The sequence below is a fragment of the Actinomyces weissii genome (assembly GCF_016598775.1).
Lineage (GTDB): Bacteria > Actinomycetota > Actinomycetes > Actinomycetales > Actinomycetaceae > Actinomyces > Actinomyces weissii.
On record NZ_CP066802.1, the window covers coordinates 1,437,082 to 1,455,192 of the forward strand.

General features: G+C 67.6%; 13 protein-coding genes. 3 read left to right on the forward strand and 10 right to left on the reverse strand.

Annotated features, from left to right (window positions below):
• Nucleotides 1-74: 74 nt before the first annotated feature.
• From JG540_RS05915 to JG540_RS05935, 5 genes are all read right to left on the reverse strand, one after another.
• Entirely contained in the window at nt 75-1,415 is a 1,341-nt protein-coding gene (locus tag JG540_RS05915; RefSeq protein WP_200278161.1) for a class II 3-deoxy-7-phosphoheptulonate synthase, read from the reverse strand.
• A 186-nt stretch (nt 1,416-1,601) separates the two neighbouring features.
• A complete protein-coding gene (locus JG540_RS05920) occupies nt 1,602-2,831 on the reverse strand; it encodes a pyrophosphate--fructose-6-phosphate 1-phosphotransferase (protein ID WP_200274733.1) in 1,230 nt (409 codons plus the stop codon).
• A 579-nt stretch (nt 2,832-3,410) separates the two neighbouring features.
• On the reverse strand, nt 3,411-3,800 hold the full coding sequence (locus tag JG540_RS05925) for a hypothetical protein (RefSeq protein WP_234042701.1): 390 nt from the start codon (nt 3,798-3,800) through the stop codon (nt 3,411-3,413).
• A gap of 107 nt (nt 3,801-3,907) precedes the next feature.
• Nucleotides 3,908-7,393, reverse strand: a complete 3,486-nt coding sequence (locus JG540_RS05930; RefSeq protein ID WP_200274734.1) for a hypothetical protein — start codon at nt 7,391-7,393, stop codon at nt 3,908-3,910.
• A gap of 354 nt (nt 7,394-7,747) precedes the next feature.
• Nucleotides 7,748-8,605, reverse strand: a complete 858-nt coding sequence (locus JG540_RS05935; RefSeq protein ID WP_200278162.1) for a lysophospholipid acyltransferase family protein — start codon at nt 8,603-8,605, stop codon at nt 7,748-7,750.
• Nucleotides 8,606-8,711: 106 nt separating this feature from the next.
• Between JG540_RS05935 and JG540_RS05940 the strand changes: the two genes are divergently transcribed.
• On the forward strand, nt 8,712-10,355 hold the full coding sequence (locus tag JG540_RS05940) for a DEDD exonuclease domain-containing protein (RefSeq protein WP_200278163.1): 1,644 nt from the start codon (nt 8,712-8,714) through the stop codon (nt 10,353-10,355).
• Between the two features lie 33 nt (nt 10,356-10,388).
• Here JG540_RS05940 and JG540_RS05945 read toward each other — a convergent pair whose 3' ends face one another.
• Nucleotides 10,389-10,811: a response regulator transcription factor gene (locus JG540_RS05945; protein WP_200274735.1), complete on the reverse strand. Its 423-nt coding sequence runs from the start codon at nt 10,809-10,811 to the stop codon at nt 10,389-10,391.
• Nucleotides 10,812-10,954: 143 nt separating this feature from the next.
• On the opposite strand from JG540_RS05945, the gene JG540_RS05950 reads away from it, so the two are divergent.
• On the forward strand, nt 10,955-11,578 hold the full coding sequence (locus tag JG540_RS05950) for a superoxide dismutase (protein ID WP_200274736.1): 624 nt from the start codon (nt 10,955-10,957) through the stop codon (nt 11,576-11,578).
• A 98-nt stretch (nt 11,579-11,676) separates the two neighbouring features.
• On the opposite strand, the gene JG540_RS05955 is transcribed toward JG540_RS05950, so the two are convergent.
• The 4 genes from JG540_RS05955 to JG540_RS05970 form a co-directional block, all read right to left on the reverse strand.
• Nucleotides 11,677-12,624, reverse strand: coding sequence for an FKBP-type peptidyl-prolyl cis-trans isomerase (locus JG540_RS05955; protein WP_200274737.1), 948 nt, complete (start codon nt 12,622-12,624; stop codon nt 11,677-11,679).
• A gap of 80 nt (nt 12,625-12,704) precedes the next feature.
• On the reverse strand, nt 12,705-13,094 hold the full coding sequence (locus JG540_RS05960) for a HesB/IscA family protein (protein WP_200274738.1): 390 nt from the start codon (nt 13,092-13,094) through the stop codon (nt 12,705-12,707).
• Nucleotides 13,095-13,250: 156 nt separating this feature from the next.
• Nucleotides 13,251-14,909 carry an ABC-F family ATP-binding cassette domain-containing protein gene (locus tag JG540_RS05965; RefSeq protein ID WP_200274739.1) on the reverse strand — a complete coding sequence of 553 codons (1,659 nt, stop codon included), beginning with the start codon at nt 14,907-14,909 and terminating at the stop codon, nt 13,251-13,253.
• A gap of 187 nt (nt 14,910-15,096) precedes the next feature.
• Nucleotides 15,097-15,753, reverse strand: a complete 657-nt coding sequence (locus JG540_RS05970; protein ID WP_234042702.1) for a hypothetical protein — start codon at nt 15,751-15,753, stop codon at nt 15,097-15,099.
• Between the two features lie 245 nt (nt 15,754-15,998).
• Between JG540_RS05970 and JG540_RS05975 the strand changes: the two genes are divergently transcribed.
• Nucleotides 15,999-18,110, forward strand: a complete 2,112-nt coding sequence (locus JG540_RS05975; RefSeq protein ID WP_200274740.1) for a glucose PTS transporter subunit IIA — start codon at nt 15,999-16,001, stop codon at nt 18,108-18,110.
• Nucleotide 18,111: the final 1 nt, after the last annotated feature.

Sequence of the window (18,111 nt, forward strand, 5' to 3'; positions counted from 1 at the left end):
CCGGCTGCCTGCCAGCCTGGACGGCACGGGGCGGGTGAGGGCGGCCTACGCCGTCGGCCCTGGCGGCTTGGGAGCTACCGGCTGAGCATCTCGGCGACCTCGAAGGCCATCTCCAGCGACTGCTGGTGGTTCAGGCGCGGGTCCACCAGGGTCTCGTAGCGCCGGGCCAGGGTGGCCTCGTCAATGTGCTCGCCGCCGCCCAGGCACTCGGTGACGTCGTCGCCGGTGAGCTCCACGTGGATGCCTCCCGGGTGGGTGCCTGCCGCCCGGTGCACCTCAAAGAAGCCGCGCACCTCGTCCATGATGGTGTCGAAGCGGCGGGTCTTGTAGCCGTTGGCGGTGGTGATGGTGTTGCCGTGCATGGGGTCGGTGACCCAGGAGACGGGCCGCCCGTCAGCCTGGACGGCCTCGATCAGCGGGGGCAGGGCCTGGCGGATCCGGTCGGCGCCCATGCGGGTGATCAGGGTGAGGCGGCCGGGGTCGCCCTGGGGGTTGAGGCGGTCCACGAGCGCCAGCACCTCCTGGGGGGTGGTGCGGGGCCCGATCTTGACCCCTACCGGGTTGTGCACCCCGGCGAGCAGGGCGATGTGGGCGTCCTGCGGCTCGCGGGTGCGTTCCCCGGCCCACAGCAGGTGGGCGGAGGTGCTGTAGAGCCGCCCGGAGCGGGAGTCCTCCCGGATCATGGCGTCCTCGTACTCCAGGAGCAGGGCCTCGTGGGCGGCGTAGAAGTCCACCTGGCGCAGGGCGTCAAAGTCCACCCCGGCGGCGGCCATGAAGCGCATGGCGCGGTCGATCTCGTCGGCGAAGGCCTCAAAGCGCTTGTAGGCGGGGTTGGCGGTGAAGCCCCGGTTCCAGGAGTGGACCTCGCGCAGGTCGGCGTAGCCGCCCATGGTGAAGGAGCGGATGAGGTTCAGGGTGGTGCCGCTGCGCAGGTAGGCGTCCAGCATGCGGGTGGGGTCGGGGGTGCGGGCCTGGGGGGTGAAGGCGTGGTCGTTGACGGCGTCGCCCCGGTAGGCGGGCAGGGTGAGGCCGTCGCGGGTCTCGGTGTCGCTGCTGCGCGGCTTGGCGTACTGCCCGGCCATGCGCCCGATCTTGACGATGGGAGTGGAGGCCCCGTAGGTGAGTACGGCGGCCATCTGCAGGACGGTCTGCAGCTTGGCGCGAATGTTGTTGGCGGTGTTGTCCGCGAAGGACTCGGCGCAGTCCCCGCCCATGAGCACGAAGGCCTCGCCCCGCTCCACCTTGGCCATGGCGCGGCGCAGGGCGTCCACCTCTCCGGCGAAGACGAGCGGCGGGCGGGTGCGCAGGTCAGCGGTGACGGCGGCCAGCGCGGCGGCGTCGGGGTAGCTGGGCTGCTGGGCGGCCTTGCACGCCCGCCAGCTGGGGGTGGTCTGGGGCGTGGAGAGCTCGTTCATCACGGCAGCAGCATAGGTGGGCCGACGGCGGAGCCCCACCGTCTCACGCTGTGCGGACGGTGGGGGCTCCGGCTGCCTGGCTGGCGGCGCCTGCCTAGGAGAGGCTCAGGGCGCAGGGCTCAGAGCGTGGTGCTCAGCGCATGACGCCCAGGGCAGTGGGCCAGCGGCACGGGCCAGCGGGGTGGCTCAGTGCTCGGGGGTGGCCTCCGCGGGGGCGACGTCCTGGCCGAGCTCGGCCATGAGGCTGGTGAACCAGTCCTGGGTGATGTCGAAAGGCTTGCCTCCGGCGATGCGCGGGAAGGGGATGGCGGTGAGGGCGTCACCGTTCTCCTCGTCGTGGCCGATCACGCCGGGCTCGCCGCGCAGGGCGCAGTCGACGGCCAGGTCGCACATCTGCTTGATGAGGTCCAGGTCCTCCTGGTTGGCGGCGGCGGCGCGCGAGTAGTAGCCGGACTTCTGCACCATGACCTTCTCGGCGCCGATCAGCTCAGCGAACTGCTTGGCGAACCACTGGCCGGGATTGATGGTGTCGAGCTTGACGTGGCCGAAGGGGTCGCGCTGGACCTCCTGGCCGGCGGCCTCCATCTCGGCGATGATCTCGGGCACGCCCGCGCCCTCGGACAGGAAGATGTTGACGTTGCCCTGCTCGTCCATGATGGCCTTGAGGCGCTTGGCCTCGGCGGCCAGGTCCAGCTTCATCTCGGGCAGGAAGACGGCGTGCACGTCCCAGCGCTCCTTGGTCAGGCCCAGGGAGGGGGCCCACTGCTTGGTGCTGAGCAGCTCGTGGTAGCGGCGGGCGGTCTCGGCGGTGAGGTAGCCGCAGTTGCGGCCCATGCACTCGTGGACGATCAGCATGCGGGGGTTGGAGCGGTGCTCGCCGATCACGTTGAAGGCGAAGCCTGCGCCCTGCTCGGCGGCGGTCCAGGCGCCCAGGGACTGGCGGATCGGCACGACGTCGTTGTCAATGGTCTTGGGCAGGCCGACGACGGTGAGCTCGTAGTCGTTCTCGTGCAGGTAGGCGGCCAGGTCGGCGGCGGTGGTGTTGGTGTCGTCACCACCGATGGTGTGCAGGACGTCGACGCCGTCCTTGCGCAGCTGCTCGGCGGCGAACTCCAGGGGGTTGACGCCCTCCTTGACCAGGCCGCGCTCCACCAGGTTCTTGGCGTTGGTGAGCTTGACGCGGGAGTTGCCGATCGGGGAGCCGCCGAACTCGCGCAGCAGGCCGGCGTTCTTGCGGGCCTCCTCGTCGATGACGATGTAGTTGCCGGTGAGCAGGCCGTGGTAGCCGTACTGGTAGGCGATGATCTCGACCTCGGGGGCGACCTCGGTGTAGCGCTCGATCAGGTCGCCGACGGCGGCGGACAGGCAGGGGGCGAAACCGCCCGCAGTGAGCAGGGCGACGCGACGGATCGTCATCGTGAGCCTTTCGGTGTTGGGGAGGCTTGTCACCCCCAATCCTAGCGGGGAGCGCTGACACGACCTATCGGACCATCGGCCCCGGCGGGCCGGGTGGGACTGGTGGCGGGTGAAGGGGCCTGCTTCCTGGGGGTGCTTGGGCGCCTGGCCGACCGGTTTTGTCACTGGCGGAGGACTACAGCAGTCCCCCGGTGCTGGGGCCTGGAGGTTTTTGGCTTGATAACGCGGTAGTTGAGGATTCAGCAGTCGGCGTTGGGGCTTATAGCCCTCCGCCAGTGACAGGCTCCCCAACCACGCCGACCTTCAGGGGAAGGTGCTTATCTGCTGGTCAGGGGCTCGCGGTACCGGAGCCGGTTAGCCACCCAGCCCAGCGCGGCCCATGCCTGCCCTGGCACCTGGAACAGCACCGCCCTACGCGTGCTGCCCATCACGGCACCCTTGCTGCTACCCACGCACCCCGGGTGCCCGAAGGAGCGTGGGTGGGCGAGCGGCCTTCTCCCACTCAGCACGCGCCCCCCCGGGTGCCCGAAGGAGCGTACCTAGATAATTACGCGGTCAGGGTGGACTGAGGGCCGGGTCTCAGGCCAGCCCGGCCACCAGCCAGGCCGCCGTGAGCAGGTAGACGAGGGCGTAGCCACTGTGCACGGGCAGGTTCAGGCGCACGAACCGTTGCACCACCTGGTCGGGCACGTCCTGTGGTCCGCCTTCTGCCAGGTGCTCCAGGCGGGCGAAGCCGGAGAAGCGGTGGAAGGTGTACCACAGGGGCATGGCCACGACGGCCAGGACCTGCGCGCCTAGGGGCAGGTGGGAGTGGTTCAGGGCCAGGCTGGCCCCGGCCACGAGGACCTGCCCCAGCACCCAGGCGGCGTACTTGGCGCTTACCTTCTCATCCTTGTGGAAGGGCAGCAGGAGGTGCTGGAGCTCCTGGCGGCGCCCGCGGCTGAGGGGGTAGTTGAAGAAAGCCCCCATGGTGACCACCTAGGAGATCATGAAGCCTGCCAGTACGGCGGTGTAGACGATGTTCAGGCCGTAAAAGAGGACGCGGACAAGCATGAGCCTTAGCCTAGCGCCGGGGCCTAGCAGGCTTGTTCAGACTGCTTGTCACCATTGAGCAGCCGCTCGTTGACGAGACTATAAGCCAGGTCCGGGGCGACGTGCAGGAGGGCCGCAAAGTTGTCCCAGACCGAGGCGCCAAGCATCCACGAGTGCGCCAGCCCGGTTCGGGCCAGGGACTTCAGCGTACTGGCCTCCGATTCGCTGGCGCTTTGCTCCGCCAGGGTCCTCGCACCGTCTGAGCAGGCGCGAGCCAGCACGCCGTAGAACCCTGAAACCGTGTCTCGTTCAAAACTGTTGCTGCGAACCCACTCATACTCGCCTTGCACCAAGTCAATTGCCTTCTGACCTTTATTCTTCGCGCAGAGCTCGTGAATGACAGTATTCAGACCCTCTCCACGAGCATTTGGATCAAGCACGTCCTGAACTATCGCGGCCGCCTTGTCATGCTCGCCTGCTTGGGCCAACATCTGGGCCATCTCCTTCAGTGCCTGCGCACGTTCGCCAGGGTCTTCCATCTGCCGTGCAAGTCCCACGGCTGTGGCTAAGTCTAACTGACCAGCATCCATCAGGGACATTGCCACACCCCACAGATCCTTCTCACGCAGGTTCGGGTACTTCACCTGCCCGGCAGACTCCGTCACTTCACTCGCTTGGCCAGCCCCTGCCATAGGCTGCGTCATACCGGTCAGAGCATTAGCATGATCGTTGGGGTCATCCACCTGCCGAGCATTCTCAAGCACCTCATCAATCACCTTACCAGCCTCATCCACCTGACCAATCCCTGCCATAGCCTGCGCCACGCCGGTCAAGGCCTCAGCACGACCACGCGGATCCTCCACCTGCCGAGCAAAATCCAAGGCCGCGCCTACCTGCCCAGCCCCCACCATGACCTCGGCAACACCCTTAAGAGCCACCGTACGGAATAGGGAATTTCTCACCTGCCGGGCAGATTCACCTGCTTCCCCAAGAAGCACAACAGCCTCATCCACCCAGCCAGACTCCACAAGGACCGCCGAAACATCCTTCAGAGCCTCCGCACGACTATACGGGTCCTCCACCTGCTGGGCAGATTCGCCTGCTTCCCGAAGTAGCTCAACAGCCTCAGACTCCCGACCAGCCACCACCAAAGCCTGCGCCACATCCTTCAAAGCCTCAGCACGACCACGCGGGTCCTCCACCTGCCGCGCAGATTCGCCTGCTTCCCGAAGCCGCTCAACAGCCTCAGACTCCCGACCAGCCACCACCAAAGCCTGCGCCACATCCTTCAAAGCCTCAGCACGACCACGCGGGTCCTCCACCTGCCGGGCAAGCACCAAGGCCGCACCCCGGCGACCATCCTCCACCAGCGCCACCGCGACACCAGCAAGAGCCTTAGCACGACCACGCGGGTCCTCCACCTGCTGGGCAAGCCCCAAAGCCGCACCCAACTGGCCAGCCCCCGCCATAGCCTGCGCCACACCCTTAAGAGCCACCGTACGGAATAGGGAATTTCTCACATGCCGGGCAGATTCACCTGCTTCCCGAAGCAACTCAACAGCCTTAGACCCACGATCAGCCCCCACCAAAGCCACCGCCACATCCTTCAGAGCCTCAGCACGACTGTGCGGTTCCTCCACCTGCCGGGCAGCCTCACATGCCCTATCAAGCATCTTCCCAGACTTCAGAAGAGCCCTAATTTCTACGCGCCGCACGCGACCGCAAAGTTGTTCACTATAGCGAACCCACCCATAGACAGAACCAAGGGATTCTAGACAGCTTTCGACTTCTTCAGCAGTTATCTCAGAGTCAACATACTCTTCTAGCGCAGCCACCATACTCTCAGGATTGGAGAGCGTAAGAATCCTCTCAATCACCAACCTTGAAGACTCGGACCCTTCATCTGAAAGCATATACTTAACAAGCCCGGGAACATATATGAAGGATCCACTCAACCTGGCCCGTTCCTTAATTAGGGCAAGGAACTGCCCCAACTGGCCAGCAGTCAGGCTTGCACGCCACTCACGCAACATGCCCTCACCCAGCATATCTATGTCACTAATAACCCGATAGGCACTACCGTGACGGCGAACCACCTCATCATTACGAGACGAGTTAGCCAGAACCTCCAAACAGGACCAGCCACCCCCGTCCGTACGTTGCAGAACCTCAAGATAGCCGCTACTGAGAAGATAACCGGGAGTCCGCTCAGACCACCCCTTCTCGGTTCTGGCCTCCCCCCATTTGCATATGATCTCTCTATACTCTTGGAGAGCCTCCTCATCCAACCTACTCCAGAAGGACTGTTCTTCTGGCTCAGGACCCTCGCCAAACTCTTCCAACTTCAGTTCGCGTAGCACCGCCCTAGTTACGAAGTCGTGCCCCAGGCGATAGGCCCACACCTCAACCCCATCATATCCGACATTCTGGCGCAACAACATTCTCCCCGGCGACCGATCAACCATTTTTTGCACAGGGAGCCTACTAGGCAAATCCAGACAACGAAGAAGCTGCTTCAGATTATCCACGGTCAGCACACCGCGAGAGGCCGCCAGAAAGGCAGCAACCTCTAGGCCTCCCTCACTCTCAAGAAACTCAACCACCTCTTCACGTTTGACACTTTTAGCCGCATGCTCAGACAGAGTCAAATTTACGTCTACCCTACCCCCAAAGTCCTGGCAGAGCACATCGGGAGGTGCTTTAGGATTCGGACGCGAAGCGGTAATCACCTTGACCCCAGCAGGGAGCCTGAGCGGAAAGACAGAGAGTATAGATTTCCTTCCGGAACTTTCTGAGCCCTCAAAAAAGGCATCCTCATCAAGCCCGTCAACCACCAGCACAAGCCTAATCTTGGGATCGCTAGCCTCACACAGCTTCCAAGCCTCCTTCAACGCTTCCTGAAAAACATTGTTCTGCTCCGCACCTTGAGGATGACGCACATAGTACCGTTGCACCATTTCAGCCAACTGCCCCAGAACAGATAAGACAAACTCATCCCGGTCATGAAGACCTTCGTTCCGGCGCACAAAGTGCGACACCACCCACACATTCTCTGGCGGATTAAGGGCAAAGGTTGCCAGAAGGCCAGTCTTCCCGCTGGCCGCTGGAGCCTGATAGGCCAACCAAGAGCCTTCGTCACCGAGCACGAACTCCTTCAGATCAGATAGCTCTTTCTCGCGACCTATTAGTTTTCTTGGAGCCAGTCTTTGCAGCCTGTCGCGGCTTTCTTGAGCAACACTGCTAGCACGCTGGCCATCCACTGGCCGACTCACCAGTTCTGCCGTCTGCTTCTGCATGGTCTCCAGGTCCTCAACCAGGCGCTTTAGCGCATCGCGGTCACTGAAGTACTCAGCAATTTTCTTGGAGCTCAGCTCCAGCAGCAGGTCAAAAGCAGCCTTGGCACCCTCGTCACCAAGTTCACCACGTACCCGGCGGCCACCATGCTCCAAGAGCAGTTCCCGGGCCGCCTCCCAGGAGAAACCAGCCTGCACTCGCGCGGTCTCCGGCCACTGCTCCACCACCTTCACCACGCCCGCAGCAGCCGCCTGCCAGTCAGCGTCACTGACATCCCGGTACTCGCTAGAACCCTGGATATACGCCTCAACCTGGCGGCAGAGGTCCTTGGCCAGCTGCTCACCACCTTGAGCCCTGTTCTTGGGCGATCTGGTTAGGCGCAGAAACCCACTCACCACACCCTCGGCACGCTCAACGCCGTCAGCAGCATCAGAACCGCCTACCGCCCAAGCAACTGTCTTGAATAGGGTGATCCCCAGAGGGACCAGGATTGTAGTCTCCAACGCTTCTACCCCCATCGGTACTTGGCAAGGCCAAGACTAGAGGGAGCCTGTGGACTCAACCACCCAAATGGTGCGCCTTACGGCACCTCAGTGCTTGGGGTCAGCCGTCTCAGCGCCGTCCGCGCCCGGGTCTGGCTCCGGGGCCTCCTCCTGGGGCGGCTCGGGGACCTCCACCTCGGGGGCGGGGCGCCCACCGGGGGCCTCCACCACGGGGGCGGCGGGGCGGCGGCTGCGCTGCTCGGCGAGCATCTGCTCGGTGACCTCCGCCGCGGTCTTGTGCTCGGCGTCCATGGCCTTCTTCACGTCCGCGGCGTACAGGTCCACGTACTCCTGCCCGGACAGCGACATGAGCGCGTACATGATCTCGTCAGTGATGGAGCGCAGCACGAAACGGTCATTCTCCAGCCCCTGGTAGCGGGAGAAGTCCAGGGGCTTGCCCACCACGATCCCCACCCGGTGCCGGGTGGAGGGCAGCACCTGGCCGATCGGCTGGGCCAGGTTGGAGCCGATCATGGCCACCGGCACCACCGGGGCCCCCGTGGCCAGGGCGATACGCGCCACCCCGGTCTTGCCGCGGTACAGGCGCCCGTCAGGGCTACGGGTGCCCTCCGGGTAGATGCCGAACAGCTCCCCGGAGCGCAGCCGGTCGATCCCCGCCTGGATAGCCGCCATGGAGGCCTTCCCGCCCGCACGGTCCACCGGGATGGTGCCCACCGCCGTCATGAAGCGCTTCACGGCCCAGCCCTTGACGCCCTTGCCGGTGAAGTAGTCCGACTTGCCGATGAAGGCGACCTCCCGGTCGATCAGCAGCGGCAGGAAGAAGGAGTCGATAACCGCCAGGTGGTTGGAGGCCAGGATCGCGGCCCCCGTGGCCGGGATGTTCTCCGCACCACGGATCCACGGCTGGTACAGCAGCTCAATGCCTGGACCTGCCACAACCTTCATCGCTCGGTATGCCACGGGAACTCCTGCTAGGGACGGTGCCTGGCCATCTCAGGCACGCCGACCAGTCTAGCCTTCTACCGTGCCCTTTCAGCCGTCCTTCGCCGACATGGGCACCCCTCTGTCCGAGGTCACCTTCGTGGTCGTGGACCTGGAGACCACCGGCGGCTCCCCGGGTGCCCACGCGATCACCGAGATCGGGGCGGTGCGGGTGCGCGGCGGGCAGGTGCTCGGCGAGCTGGGCACGCTCGTGAACCCCGGCGTGGCCGTGCCCGCGCAGATCACCCTGCTCACCGGCATCACCAACGCCATGGTCGCCACCGCGCCCCCGGTCCGGGCCGCCCTGGTCACCTTCCTGGAGTGGGCGCGCCTGCACGAGGAGGCCACGGCCCTGGTGGCCCACAACGCCCGCTTCGACGTCGGCCACCTGCGTGGGGCCGCCCAGGCCCTGGGGCTGGAGTGGCCCGCACCCACGGTGGTGGACACCCTGGCGCTGGCCCGCCGGGCCTGGGACCGCAGCCAGGTGCCCAACCACCGCCTCGGCACCCTGGCCGCCCACGTCGGCGCCAGCACCTCCCCCACCCACCGGGCCCTGGACGATGCCCGCGCCACCGTGGACGTGCTGCACGCCTCCCTGGAGGTGCTGGCCGGGCTGGGGCTGACCCACGTGGAGGACCTGGCGACCGCCCAGGACCGGGTCCCCGCCCAGCTGCGCGCCAAGACCCGGCTGGCTGACGGCCTGCCCAGCACCCCGGGCGTCTACCAGTTCCTCTCCCCCGACGGCCAGGTCCTGTACGTGGGCAGCGCCACGGACCTACGACGGCGGGTGCGCTCCTACTTCAACGCCGCTGAGACCCGCCCCCACGTGCGCCGGATGCTCCGGGTGGCCCAGCAGGTGCGGGTGGTGGAGTGCCCCACCCTGATCGAGGCGCGGGTGCGCGAGCTGCGGCAGATAGACGAGCTGGACCCACCCGCCAACCGCCGCTCCCGCTCCCCCCGGCGCCGCCCCTGGCTAGCCCTGGCCCCCGGACCGCGCCCCCGCCTAAGGCTGACCACCGTGCCGGACACGGACCGGCTCGGGGAGGTGGTGGGCCCCTTCTCCTCCCGCTCCCGGGGTGCCGCCGCCCTGCGGGCCGCCGAGTCCGTGCTGCGCCTGGAGCCCTGGGACGGCAGCAGCACCTCCCTGCCACCACCCGGCCAGCAGGCAGCAGGCCCCCCGCTGGGCGCGGCCGAGTCCCTGGAGCAGGCCCGCCGGGCACTGGCTGACGAGCCGGACCTGGTGGCCGCGCCCCTGCTGGAGCGGATCCGTGCCCTGGCGGCCGCGCAACGCTACGAGGAGGCTGGCACCTGGACCGACCGGCTGCGCGCCTTCCTGCGGGCCGCGGAACGGGCGCAGCGGGCCCGCCCCCTGCTGGCCTGCCCGCACCTGGTCGCGGCACGCCGTCTGGAGGCCGGCGGCTGGGAGATCGTCTGCGTGCGCTGGGGGCGGCTGGCCGGTTCCGCCACCTCCCCACCGGGAGCCGACCCGCGCCCCGTGGTGGCAGCCCTGTGCTCCGCCGCCCAGGTAGTGGCCCGCCCGGAGCGGATCGGCGCGCAGACCAGCGTGGAGGAGACGCTGCTGCTGGCGGACTGGGTGCTCAGCGAGGGCACGCGCCTGGTAGAGCTGGAAGGGCCGGAAGGTGACGGCTCCGTGCTCTCCAGCCCCGTCGCCGGTGCCGCCCGCCACCAGGAGGTGCTGCACTCAGACCGTTGAGCAGCCGCCCCTACGGCGTCGGGAGCCTCCCCCTCAGGCGTTGCGGCGGCGCAGGACGCCAGCGACGGCCTCCTGCAGGCTCATGGGGTCCAGGGGACGGGGCACGACGGCGTCGGCGCGCGCCCAGGTGGCCAGCCAGCCGTCCTGCGGGCGGGCGGTCAGCAGCACCACCGGGGGACGCTGGTCCAGGGAGGTGAGCAGCTCGTGCGCCAGGCCCATGCCGCCCAGCTTCTTGGCCTCCGCGTCCAGCACCAGGGCGGCAAAAGGCTCCTTACCGGCCTGGGCACGGTCCGCGATAGCCAGACGCACCCCCTCCGCGGTGGCGCACTGGGTCCAGGACACCAGCGGCAGGCCCTTGGCGGGGCGGCGCCCGACACCGTTAATCACCTGCTCACGCACATTCGAGTCGTCAGCGAAGACGAGCAGCTCAAGGCTCTCGGCGGCCTGGTCGGTCATGGTTCCTCCGTGCGGCGTGGGGCGGCGTCCAGGCACAGTGTAGCGGGACAGGTTCACGCTCTAAGCGGAGCCACCTCCTAGGCATAAGGTCCCAGCGGGGCGACTATCCTGGTCTGGTTGCACACCCGTCCAGAAAGGCAGACATGAGCACCTACACGCTCCCCGAGCTCCCCTACGACTACGCCGCCCTGGAGCCGCACGTCTCCGGGCGCATCATGGAGCTCCACCACGACAAGCACCACGCCGCCTACGTCGCCGGGGCCAACGCCGCCCTGGAGGCCCTGGCCCAGGCCCGGGAGGCGGGCGACCTGGGGGCCGTCAACCTGTGGGAGAAGAACCTGGCCTTCAACCTCGGTGGCCACACCAACCACTCCGTGTTCTGGAAGAACCTCAGCCCTAACGGCGGCGGCGAGCCGGAGGGCGAGCTGGCTGAGGCCATCAAGGACTCCTTCGGCTCCTTCGACCGCTTCAAGGCCCACTTCACCGCCGCCGCCATGGGCATCCAGGGCTCCGGCTGGGCGGTGCTCGCCTACGACTCCCTGTCCGGCAGGCTCGTGGTCTTCCAGCTCTTCGACCAGCAGGGCAACGTGCCGGTGGGCACCATCCCCCTGTTCATGGTGGACATGTGGGAGCACGCCTTCTACCTGGACTACCTGAACGTCAAGGCCGACTACGTCAAGGCGATCTGGAACATCGCCAACTGGGCCGACGTCTCGCAGCGGCTGGCCGACGCCGTCGCCCGCACCCAGGGCCTGATCCTGCGCTGAGACGCTGAGGCACGCTGGCAGCAGCCAGCAGAAAAGGGGTGGTCCCGGAAACCGTGTTCCGGGACCACCCCTTCTGGCTGGTGTCTAGGTGCGAGCGCTCAGTCCAGGCGCTCCAGGTCGATCACCTGCGCCAGCGCCGGGGTCTCAGACTCCGCGTCACCAGGGATGAGTACCAGTACCCGGGAGCCGACGGGCAGACCGATGATGCCCTTGAGCGCCGGGTCCGAGCCCGCAGAGATCCGCATGGGCTGCTTCTCTTCCCAGGTGGAGAAGGTTTCCAGGTTGTCCCAGCTGCTCCCCGCCGTCTGGATGAGCACGACCGAGTTCTCGGTGATGGCCTCCCCGTTGCCCCGGGCCAGCACGATGAACTCGTTCTCCGTGGGCGCCACGGCGCCGTCGTTCACGGAGACGGTGGCCGGGGCACCCAGCTCACCGGAGACCGTCAGACCACGGTCAGCGACCTGCTGGTCACCCTCCGGCACCGCGTCCTTGGTGCCAGCGTTGACCTCCTCAAGGCTCTCAGTGCCCTCGATCTCGACCACGAACACCAGGGTGCCGGTGGGCTTGCCACTGGACCTGTCCGTACCGTAGGCGTACTGCGCCGGGATGGACAGCAGCAGGCGGTCCCCCACGTGCTTGCCGGGCAGGGCACAGCGCCAGCCGGTGATAACCCCGTCCACCGAGAACGAAGGAGGCGCCCCCTTGCTGAAAGAGGACTCAAAAGCAGTGCTGGAGTCCCACTGCCAGCCGCTGTAGTTGACCGTCACCTGCGCGCCCGCCGCCACCTCAGCGCCGTCACCCTCCTGGAGGATCTTGACCGTGAGGTTCTCGGGGGCCTTCTTGCCGCTCCACTCAACGGTCGGCTCAGCGCCACGCACATCGCTGATCGTGGGCAGCGCCGGAGCGTCGCTGTCAATGGTCAAGGTTGAGCAGTCCACGTTGGTGGCCACCTCCACCACTGGCTCCTCCTTGGTGCCGGAGCAGCCAGCCAGGCACAGGGAGGTGGCCAGGGCCAGGGTGGTCAGGACGATCGGTTTGCGAGGCAAGGGTGCTCCTCCGGGGTTGTGTCGGGCGGGTTGGTCCAGGCTGCCGCAGTGGCCGCTTGGCCATGAGAGGTATAGGGAGGTCAGTGGAAGGACTCGCCGCAGGCGCAGGAGCCCTTGGCGTTGGGGTTGTCGATGGTGAAGCCCTGCTTCTCGATGCTGTCCGCGAAGTCGATAGTGGCGCCAGACAGGTAGGGCACGCTCATGCGGTCCACGACCACCTCCACGCTCTCCATGTGCTCACTGCCGCTGGGGAAGGAGCGCAGGGCGTCACCGTCCAGCAGCCGCTCGTCGAAGTAGAGCTGGTAGACCAGGCCGGAGCAGCCGCCCGGCTGGACGGCCACGCGCAGACGCAGGTCGTCCCGTCCCTCCTGGGCCAGCAGGCTGGCTACCTTGGCGGCAGCCACCTCGGTGAGCATGACCTCGTGGGTGGGGGTCTCGGTGGTCGTTGCCGCCTCGTTGGGCTCTGCCATTCTGCCTGCCTCCTGCTGGTACGCCCGTCTGGGCTCGCGTGGGACGTGCACGGTGCGTGTGCGCGCCAGGTTTACCTACCGCCACCCTACTTCCATGCCCTGTATGGATGCCACGCGACTTGCTAGGTGACCCCCCTCACCCACGTGCCTGGGGCCTCAGGCCAGGGTCACCAGCTCCATGTAGGAGTCGTTCCACAGGTCCTCGTCGCCGTCGGGCAGCAGCAGCACCCGCTCCGGGTTGAGGGCGGCAACCGCCCCCTCGTCGTGGGTCACCAGCACCACCGCGCCCGCGAAGGTGCTCAGGGCCCGCAGGATCTCCTCCCGGCTGGCCGGGTCCAGGTTGTTGGTGGGCTCGTCCAGAAGCAGCACGTTGGCGGAGGACACCACCAGCAGGGCCAGGGCCAGGCGGGTCTTCTCCCCGCCGGAGAGCACCCGGGCGGGCTTGTCCGCGTCCGCCCCGGAGAAGAGGAAGGAGCCCAGCACGGAGCGGACCTGGGTGTCGTCCATCTGGGGCGCGGCACGGCGCAGGTTCTCCACCACCGTGCGCGAGCTGTCAATGGTCTCGTGCTCCTGGGCGTAGTAGCCGATCTTCAGGCCGTGCCCGGGCACCACCTCACCGGAGTCAGGCTGCTCCACCCCGCCCAGGAGCCGCAGCAGGGTGGTCTTGCCGGCACCGTTGAGCCCCAGCACCACCACGCGGCTGCCCCGGTCGATGGCCAGGTCCACCCCGGCGAACACCTCCAGGGAGCCGTAGGCCTTGGACAGCCCCCGGGCCCGCAGCGGAGTCTTGCCGCAGGGGGCGGGGTCGGGAAAGCGCAGGTGGGCCACCCTGTCCGCCTGCTGCTCAGCCTCCAGCCCCTCCAGCAGCCGCTCGGCCCGCTTGAGCATCTGCTGGGCGGCCACGGCCTTGGTGGCCTTGGCCCGCATCTTCTCGCCCTGGGCGCGCAGGGCGGCAGCCTTCTTCTCCGCGTTGGTGCGCTCGCGCCGACGCCGGTGCTCGTCGTCGGCCCGCTGCTTGAGGTAGGCGTCCCAGCCCAGGTGGTAGACGTCCAGCACCCCCCGGTTGGCGTCCAGGTGCATCACCTGGTTCACGGTGTCCCGCAGCAGCTCCACGTCGTGGCTGATGATGATGAAGCCCCCGGAGTAGCTGCGCAGGTGGTCTCGCAGCCAGACCACGGAGTCGTGGTCCAGGTGGTTCGTGGGCTCGTCCAGCAGCAGCGTGTCCGGCTGCTGGAAGAGCACCCGGGCCAGCTCCACGCGGCGGCGCTGCCCGCCGGAGAGGGTGCCGATGGGCTGGTTGAGGACCCGGTCCGGCAGGCCCAGGGCCGCGCTGATGCGGGAGGCCTCCGAGGCGGCCGCGTAGCCACCCGCCATGGTGAACTCGTGGTCCAGGCGGGTGTAGCGGTCCAGGGCCTTGGCCATGGCGTCGCCCTGCGTGGTGGCGATCCGCTCCTCCGCCTTGCGGATGCGTGCCAGCAGGGCGTCGATGCCGCGGGCGGACAGGATCCGGTCCCGGGCCAGCTCGCTGAGGTCACCGACCTTGGTGTCCTGGGGCAGGTAGCCCACCGAGCCGTTGCAGCTGATGGTGCCCTCGTGCTCCACCGCCTCCAGTCCGTGGCGCTCGTCGGCGTCCGCCACGGACTGGCTGGTGCCCTGGGCGACGGCGGAGGCGGCCAGCAGCTTGGTCATGGTGGTCTTGCCCGCGCCGTTGCGCCCCACCAGGCCGATGCGCATGCCCTTGTCCACCCGGAAGCTGGCGGAGGCTACGAGCTGGCGGGCGCCGATGCGCATGGTCAGGTCCTGGACGTTGATCACGGTGGCCATGCTACGGGCTGACCCTGGGCAGGCCGGACCGGCTAGGCCCCTGCCCTGGCCCGTCTAGGTCACAGGATCCGCACGCCGACGCCGGTTCCGGTAACCGCCCCCACCCCGGCCCGTCCAGGTCACAGCCCGTCCGGGCGCAGAGCCGCCAGGACCCGAGCCCGTTCCGCCAGCCCCTGCCTCAGTCCCACCAGAACCACCAGCCATCCTGGCCTCCGGCCCAGGTCGGGCACAGGCGCCGCAGCTCGTCCGGCGCGCCTTCTGCGTCCAGCTGGTATCGCTGGCTGACCCGCGCCCACAGCCCCTGGCAGCCGCAGCCGGGGGCGTGGGTGGGACTCACCTCGAACCCGGCCAGCCCTGGGTCACTGACCCACAGGCCCTCCACGCTCAGCCGCTCGTCATGGCGCTGGGGGCCGATGCCGTAGCCGCACAGGCGCACCCGCCCACCTCCCTGGGCGCAGGCGCGCAGCAGCGCCCGCAGCGTTGGCGCCTGGTTCTGGCGGTCCTGCAAGGCATCCTCTGGCAGCACCGCCAGCAGGTCCGTGGCCGCCTGGGCGTCCAGACCCGCAAAGGGCACATAGTCGCTCACCGGCGCCCCGGCCCCGTCCAGCGGGCTGGTGGAAGGACCACCGGCACAGGCCGGTGGCACTGGGCGCAGCTCGTCAGGGAAACGGGACAGCAGCGTCCACAGCCCCAGCCGCACGGTCCAGCCACGCGCGCCGTAGAGCCCCGGCCTGGGTGGCGGGGGCTGCGGCGGGGACTGTGGCGCTGGCAGCACGCTGCCGGAGGAGTCCTCTGTTGCGGTAGGGCAGATCAGGGACTGTGTGCTGGCGGTCATCGGTGGGCCTCCTTCAGGTCAGGGGCACCTGGTAGTGCCAGGCACCAGCCTGCTTCTGTAAGAAGGCCACTCCCAGCTTGTCGGTGGACATCAGACTTTCTGACAGGAGTTGGAAATACTGTGGACAACGCGAAGTTTCGCGCTACGGTCCTGTTTCAAGCCGTCCAGCCGTCCGAGGGCACCCGCGTGCCCTCCCTGGCTGGACCGCGCCATTTTGCGCATTGAGCACCTGAGAGGTTTGCAGCATGGCAACAACCACAAGCACACCGGAGGCGATCCTCGACGCAGTCGGTGGCGCCTCCAACATCATCCACCTGACGCACTGCGCCACCCGTCTACGGTTCGAGCTCAAGGACGCGTCCGTGGTGGACAAGGCCACGGTGGAGAAGATCCCCGGGGTCATGGGGGCCGTACCCCAGTCCGGCGACCGCTACCAGATCGTGATCGGCGGTGCCGTGCAGGGCGTCTACACCCAGATCATGGAGCTGCCGTCCATGAGGTCGGCAGGCAGCATGTCCGACGCCGACGTCAAGGCCGCCGCCCGCGCCAAGGCCCGCGGCAAGAACGCCATCGTGGACGCCTTCTTCGAGTACCTGTCCGACTCCTTCCGGCCCCTGCTGCCGGTCCTGCTGGGTGCCTCCCTGATCATCGCGGCCGAGGCGATGCTCGACGCCCTGGGGATCATCGACTTCCGCGACGACGTCAGCAAGGGCGCCAGCTGGGTCTTCGTGGACTCCATGTGGCGCTCGGTCTTCTACTTCCTGCCCGTGATGGTGGCCTACAACGCCTCCAAGAAGCTCAAGATCGACCCCTGGGTGGGCACCGCCATCATGGCGGCCCTCCTGACCCCCAACTTCATGAGCCTGGGCGAGAAGGCCTACACCGAGACCGCCGAGGGCTCAGGACTGTTCACCACCGCCCTGAAGTTCGGCGAGCAGGTGACCTGTACCACCAACGCCACCCTGGGCACCGAGTCCTGCGTCGCCCAGGTCTTCGGCCTGTCCATGCAGCTCCATGACTACGGCGGCCAGGTCTTCGTGCCGCTGCTGATGGTGGCGGTCCTGGCTCCTATCTACAAGGGCTTCCAGAAGATCATCCCCACGAACCTGCAGATGGTCTTCGTGCCCTTCCTGTCCTTCCTGGTGATGATGCCGGTGACGGCCTTCGTGCTCGGCCCGATCGCCGTGTGGGCGGGTACCGGTATCGGTGCCGGACTGGCCTGGCTCAACGGCCACGCCCCCATCGTCTTCGCGATCGTCATCCCGCTGCTGTACCCCTTCCTGGTACCCCTGGGCCTGCACTGGCCGCTGAACGCGCTCATGCTGCTCAACATCCAGACCCTGGGCTACGACTTCATCCAGGGCCCCATGGGCACCTGGAACTTTGCCTGCTTCGGGGCCACCGCCGGCGTGCTGTTCCTGTCCATCCGTGACAAGGACAAGGAGATGCGGCAGACCGCTACCGGTGCGCTGGCCGCCGGTCTGCTCGGTGGTATCTCCGAGCCGAGCCTCTACGGTATCCACCTGCGCTACAAGCGCATCTACCCCCGCATGCTGGTGGGCTGCGCCGTCGGCGGTCTGACCGTCGGCATCCTGGGTGGTGTAAAGGCCTCCACCTTCGTGTTCACCTCCCTGCTGACCATCCCGGTCTTCTCCCCGATCGGCGTCTACGGCATCGCGATCGCCGCGGCCTTCGCCACCTCCATGATCCTGATCGTCGTCTCGGACTACCGCACCAAGGAGGAGCGGGCAGAGGCCCTGGCCGCCGCCGGTGGTGGCCAGGTGGAGGCCGATCCGGCTGAGACCGCCGCCGACATGGCGCTGATGGCCGCCCCGGCTGCTGCCACGGCCACCGCTGCCAGCAGCGTCACCGACGCCAAGCCCGCCCTGGTGCCCGGCACGGTCACCCAGGTCGCCGCCCCGGTCCAGGGTGCCGCCCTGGAGCTGGCCCAGGTGGAGGACCCCGTGTTCTCCACCGGTGTGGTGGGCGACGGCGCCGCCGTCGAGCCCGCTGGCGACATCGTGGTGACGGCCCCGGCCGACGGCACCGTGGTGGCCGCCATGGGCTCCGGCCACGCCTTCGGCCTGGCCCTGGACTCCGGCGTGGAGCTGCTGATCCACGTGGGCCTGGACACCGTGAACCTGGAGGGCAAGGGCTTTGACAAGAAGGTCCAGCAGGGTGAGCGGGTCACCGCGGGCCAGGAGCTGGTGCGGGTGGACCGCGCCGTCGTGGAGGAGGCTGGCTACAAGCTGACCACCCCGGTGATCGTCACCAACACGGCCGCCTTCTCCAAGGTGGAGCTGGTGGCCTCCGGTGAGGTCTCCCCCGGCGCGCCGCTGATCCGCGTGACCGCCTGAC